The organism is Stenotrophomonas sp. 3diitr2024, from assembly GCF_042136455.1.
In the GTDB taxonomy this organism is placed as follows: Bacteria; Pseudomonadota; Gammaproteobacteria; order Xanthomonadales; family Xanthomonadaceae; genus Stenotrophomonas; species Stenotrophomonas sepilia.
Genome location: NZ_JBHHMJ010000726.1, coordinates 1 through 4,917, shown reverse-complemented (window position 1 = coordinate 4,917; position 4,917 = coordinate 1). Strand labels below are relative to the sequence as shown.

The window sequence follows — 4,917 nt, the reverse complement described above, 5'->3', positions numbered from 1 at the left end:
GGTTGATCGATGCGGTGGATGTGTTCGACCTGTCGGCCACGGCGACAGCGAAGGACGCGTTGGCGCGCGCGGCCTGAGTGATCCGGTTGCCGGCCAGCGGCCGGCACTACCGGAGCAGGCCGACCGATCCCGAACCAGCCCAGCGTCACTCCGCACAGCGGCCCGATCAGCAGGGCGAAGGCGAGGGTGCCGAGGCCGACATTGCCGCCCAGGCACCAGCCCAGCAGCAGTACGCTGCCTTCGATCAGGCTGCGCACCTTCCAGATCGGCCAGCCGGTACGGGCATGCAGACCGGTCATCAGGCCATCGCGTGGCCCCGGGCCAAGGCGGGCACCGATGTACAGGCCGGTGGCCAGCGCCACCAGCATCATGCCGGCACAGAACATCGCCACCTGCCAGCCAAGGCCGACGGCCGGCGGCAGCAGCCACAGCCCGAACTGTGCGGAGGGGCCGATCAGCATCACGTTGAGCACGGTGCCGACGCCCGGCTTCTGCCGCAGCGGCCACCACAGCAGCAGCACCAATGCACCGATGGCATTGGTTGCCAGGCCGAATGACAGCGGCGTCTGCGCGGCGATGCCCTGCGACAGCACATCCCAGGGTGCCACGCCGATGGCGGCACGGATCATCAGCGAGGCGCCGAAGCCGTACAGGAACAGGCCGGTGATCAATTGCAGCAGGCGCAAGGGCAGGGTGGTGGGCATGGCGGTCCGGGGGCGAGGATCTGTTTCCACCGTATCGCTGTTTCTGCATCATCCATAGATACAGATGCTGACCAATCCGCCGCTACAGGTAGCGTCGATCCTGCATGCGGGCGGTTGTGCAGGGCGGAGCCCGTGCTCTGCGGGTGGCGGCAGGCACAGCAGCCGAGCGTGGGCTCGGCTCTACATCACCGCGTCAGTCGTCCCAGCCGACCAGCGCCAGCTTGCCTACCGTGCGCCCGCTGGCCAGGCGCTGATGCGCGATGTCCAGGTTGGCCGCATTGATCGTGCCCAGCGTTTCCTTGAGCGTGCCACGCAGCTGGCCGGCATCGATCATGCTGGCCGCACGGCTGAGGATGCGGTGCTGTTCGATGCAGTCGGCGGTGGCGAAGCGCGAACGCGCGAACATGAATTCCCAGTGGATGCCGATGCATTTGGCCTTGTAGGGATCGCCGATGCGCAGTGCACCCCGCGGCTCGACGATCAGGCCGACGTGGCCCTGCGGTGCCAGCAGCTGGCCCAGTTCATCCCAGTAGTGGTCGGTGTCGGCCAGATTGAGCGCGACCTGCACCGCATCGATGCCCAGCGCCTGCAACTGGGGCTGCAGTGGCTGCCGATGGTCGATCACATGCGCGGCCCCCATCTGTCGGCACCAGTCGATCGAGGCCTCGCGTGAGGCGGTGGCGATCACCTCGAAACCGGCATGGCGCGCCAGCTGGATCGCCATCGAGCCGACGCCGCCGGCGCCGCCGATCACCAGCAGGTGCTGGCCCACGTGACGGCGGCCATCGAGCTGCAGCGGCATGCGCTGGAACAGCAGTTCCCAGGCTGTGAGAGTGGTCAGCGGCAGCGCGGCCGCTTCAGCGAAATCGAGCGTGGTCGGCTTGCGCGCGACCAGGCGCTCATCAACCCACTGGTACTGGGCGTTGCAGCCCGGTCGGGTCACGTCACCGGCGAAGTAGACCTCGTCACCGGAGGCGAACAGGCTGGCCTCGTCACCGATGGCTTCGACCACGCCGGCTGCGTCCCAGCCGAGCACCCGGGGAACCTCAAGGGTGGCTGAATCGGTGGCGGCCCGCTGCTTGCCATCGACGGGGTTGACCGAAACCGCTTCGATCCGCACCAGCAGATCGCGGCCGCGAGGAGGCAGCGGCGGTGGCAGCAGAACATCACGCAGGGCGGGCGCGTATTCACGACTCAGGGCGACGGCTTTCATCACGGCTCCGGCTGGGTTCGTGATCCCATCATAAGGTTCCTCACGTTTCCTCAGACGCGCTGAACCGTGTGATGCAGCACGTTGCGCAATATGTCGCTTCCCGCGCCTAAACCCCGTCAAACCCTTGCAGCGTGTGGGTCTTGCGGATTTTCATCATCCTGTATAGGGTTTCAACGTCGGACCGGTGGACGGTCGGGCGCAACACTTCACATGTTACGGGACTGTTAACATGGCCTTCACCCGCCTGAGCATAATGTTCGCGGCGGTGGCGTGCTGAATCGGCTGTCGAACATCGACGCACTAGTGCTGGCCCATGCCTCTACCGGTTTCATACCCCCGAAATAGGAGCTGTACTCAATGAACAAGAAGATCCTTACTGCCGCGCTGCTGGGCGGCCTGGCTTTCGCCCAGGCAGCTTCTGCGCAGGAGTTCGATGACCGCTGGTACCTGACCGGTTCGGCCGGCTTCAACTTCCAGGACAGCGACCGTCTGACCAATGACGCTCCGTTCGTGACCCTGGGCCTGGGTAAGTTCATCAGCCCGAACTGGTCGCTGGACGGTGAGCTGAACTACCAGAACCCGAACTTCGACAGCAACCAGGACCTGAACTGGTCGCAGTACGGCGTCTCGCTGGACCTGCGTCGCCACTTCATCAAGGAAGGCCGCGGCTGGAACCCGTACATCGTCGGTGGCCTGGGCTACCAGAAGTCGGAAGAAGAGTACGCTGCGCTCGACAACAACGGCCCGCGCCAGCGTAAGGACGGCAATGTTGCTGCCAAGCTGGGCGTCGGCCTGCAGACCACCTTCGAGAAGCGTGTTGCTGTCCGCGCCGAAGTGGCCTACCGCGCTGACTTCGACGACCAGAGCATCGCCGCACGTGACGAAAGCTGGTTCGGCGACGTGCTGGCTTCGGTCGGCGTCGTGATCCCGCTGGGCCCGGCTCCGGTCGCGGCTGCTCCGGCTCCGGCTCCGGTTGCCCCGAGCTGCGCCGACCTGGACGACGACGGTGACGGCGTCAACAACTGCGACGACAAGTGCCCGAACTCGCAGCCGGGTCAGACCATCGGTCCGGACGGTTGCCCGGTTCCGGTCTCCATCGACCTGAAGGGCGTCAACTTCGACTTCGACAAGTCGAACCTGCGTCCGGACGCCGTGGCGATCCTGAGCGAAGCCACCGAGATCCTGAAGCGTTACCCGGATCTGCGCGTTGAAGTTGCCGGTCACACCGACTCGAAGGGTACCGACGCTTACAACCAGAAGCTGTCGGAGCGTCGTGCTACCGCCGTGTACAACTACCTGACCAAGAACGGCGTTGACGCCGGTCGCCTGGTCGGCCCGATCGGCTACGGCGAGAGCCGTCCGATTGCTCCGAACACCAACCCGGATGGTTCGGACAACCCGGAAGGTCGCGCCAAGAACCGTCGTACCGAGCTGAACGTCCAGAACTAAGTTCTGACGCTCTGCCCGTAGGACACAGCAGGACCCGGCTTCGGCCGGGTCTTGTTGTTTCTGCGGGCAGGACGCTCGCCTGTGACGGGGCAAGGCAACCGTTCGTCGGTCTTTTGTCCGTAAAACCAATAAGTTGTCGTATTCATTGAAAGTGGCGCTTGAAAGCTGACGCGGCATTGCTAAACTCGCCGCGTCACTTCCTTCCGTGGATGCCCCTCATGCTGCGCTCTGCATCGGCCGCCGTCCTGGCGCTGGCCCTGGTTCCCGCCGCCCACGCTGCGGTCGATTGCTCGGTCAACACCAGCGCCTCGCCGCTGCCGTTGCCGGCCACGACCATCGCGCCAGTGGCCGACGAGCTGTACATCCGTGGCAACCAGCTCGGCATGCCGGCCGGTGTGCTGAGCAGCAACTACGATCCGTCGCAGTCGCTGGACCAGGTGCTGCAGCGCCTGCGCATCGACGGCTGCCAGAACATCGCCAAGGCCATTCCGAGCGCACCGGCGGTGAAGCCGAACGATCCGGCGGCCTACAAGCCGCAGACCGAATTCGACAACACGCCCTGGCGCTTCGACATGAGCCAGAACGGCAAGCGCATGACCGCCGAAGAGTTCGACGCCTGGATGAAGGCGCGCGGCGTTCGCGTGGTCAAGGCGCGTCCGGCTCCGGCCTCCACTCCGGCCCCGGCCGAAGCACCGGCTGAGACCAAGCCGGTCGACAAGAAGTAAGCGCCGCGGGGAGCAGAGGCTTGCGCACGCGCCGCCCACCTGCCGCCCCCGCCTCCCGCTCCCGCGCACCGCGTGGGCGTGCGACTCCGGATGTCTCCAGTGGCGTGCGCCATGGCCTGGCGCGCGTGCTGTCCAAGGCGGGTGTGTGCTCGCGCAGCGAGGCCGCGCGCTGGATTGCCGAGGGCCGCGTACGCGTGTCCGGCCGCATCGTTCGTGATCCCGAGTTCCCGATTGCCAGTCCGCCCCCGCCGATCGAGATCGACGGCCAGCCGATGGGGGCGCCGCAGCGCCTGTACCTGATGCTCAACAAGCCGCGCGGGGTGGTCACCACGGCGCAGGACGAGCGTGGTCGCGACACCGTGTATCGCTGCTTCGATGGTGCCGGCCTGCCGTGGATCGCGCCGGTCGGGCGCCTGGACAAGGCCAGCGAAGGCTTGCTGTTGTTCAGCAATGATCCGCAGTGGGCGGCGCACCTGACCGATCCGGAGACCGGCCCGCAGAAGACCTATCACGTGCAGGTGGATCGTCTGCCCGATGAGGACACCCTGGCCGCGCTGCGCGCCGGTGTCGAAGACGCGGGCGAGCTCCTCGCCGCCCGTGCCGTGCGCGTACTGCGCAGTGGCGACAAGACCGCATGGCTGGAGGTGGTCCTCGACGAGGGCCGCAACCGCCATATCCGCCGCCTGTTGGCGGCCTTCGACCTGCAGGTGCTGCGCCTGGTCCGGGTCGCGATCGGTGGGCTGGTGCTCGGCGATCTCGGCAAGGGCCAGTGGCGGGTTCTGCAGGTCAGCGACCAGCAGCGGCTGGGGGCCGCTGCACCGGGCTG

At 66.5% G+C, this 4,917-nt stretch carries 4 protein-coding genes and 1 pseudogene; 3 read left to right on the top strand and 2 right to left on the bottom strand.

Translation table 11 applies throughout. The annotated features are described in order from the left end of the window. Positions 1-83: 83 nt before the first annotated feature. A pseudogene (locus tag ABGA94_RS19010) lies at positions 84-704 on the bottom strand (YitT family protein); the annotation flags it as partial. Between the two features lie 193 nt (positions 705-897). After that, a complete protein-coding gene (locus tag ABGA94_RS19005; RefSeq protein ID WP_375367926.1) occupies positions 898-1,917 on the bottom strand; it encodes a zinc-binding alcohol dehydrogenase family protein in 1,020 nt (339 codons plus the stop codon). Positions 1,918-2,274: 357 nt separating this feature from the next. Between ABGA94_RS19005 and ABGA94_RS19000 the strand changes: the two genes are divergently transcribed. The 3 genes from ABGA94_RS19000 to ABGA94_RS18990 all read left to right on the top strand — a co-directional run. Continuing rightward, positions 2,275-3,366 carry an OmpA family protein gene (locus ABGA94_RS19000; protein WP_049416163.1) on the top strand — a complete coding sequence of 364 codons (1,092 nt, stop codon included), beginning with the start codon at positions 2,275-2,277 and terminating at the stop codon, positions 3,364-3,366. Between the two features lie 218 nt (positions 3,367-3,584). Further along, positions 3,585-4,091, top strand: a complete 507-nt coding sequence (locus tag ABGA94_RS18995) for a hypothetical protein (protein ID WP_095377052.1) — start codon at positions 3,585-3,587, stop codon at positions 4,089-4,091. Between the two features lie 20 nt (positions 4,092-4,111). Continuing rightward, a partial coding sequence (locus ABGA94_RS18990) for a pseudouridine synthase (RefSeq protein ID WP_375367925.1) occupies positions 4,112-4,917 on the top strand: 806 nt, incomplete at its 3' end.